Origin of the sequence: Mesorhizobium sp. M4B.F.Ca.ET.203.01.1.1 (assembly GCF_004791025.1) — a bacterium.
GTDB classification, from domain to species: Bacteria; Pseudomonadota; Alphaproteobacteria; order Rhizobiales; family Rhizobiaceae; genus Mesorhizobium; species Mesorhizobium abyssinicae.
The window spans coordinates 1-278 of record NZ_SRUO01000321.1 but is presented as its reverse complement, the minus strand read 5'-3'; the positions used below and the strand labels follow the sequence as shown (position 1 = coordinate 278).

The window sequence follows — 278 nt, the reverse complement described above, 5'->3', positions numbered from 1 at the left end:
TCCAACCTCAATTATCTCAATCGCTTCCCGGTGGGGCGCCTGAAGATCGACCGCAGTTTCGTGCAGGGGATGCTGCATGACTCGGGTACGGCCGAAGTCACCCAGGCCATCGTCCACCTGGGCCACGCGCTGGGCATGAAGGTGGTGGCCGAAGGCGTGGAAACCCACCAGGAAGAAGACATGCTGCGCCGCCAGGGCTGCGACGAGATCCAGGGCTACCTGTACTCGCGCCCGCTCAGCCCACGTGATCTGGCGCAGTGGCTGCGCCAGCAGCGCCC

1 protein-coding gene is annotated in these 278 nt (G+C 65.1%); it reads left to right on the top strand.

The annotated features are described in order from the left end of the window. On the top strand, positions 1-278 hold a 278-nt coding region (locus EN846_RS34900), incomplete at both ends, for an EAL domain-containing protein (RefSeq protein WP_135928185.1).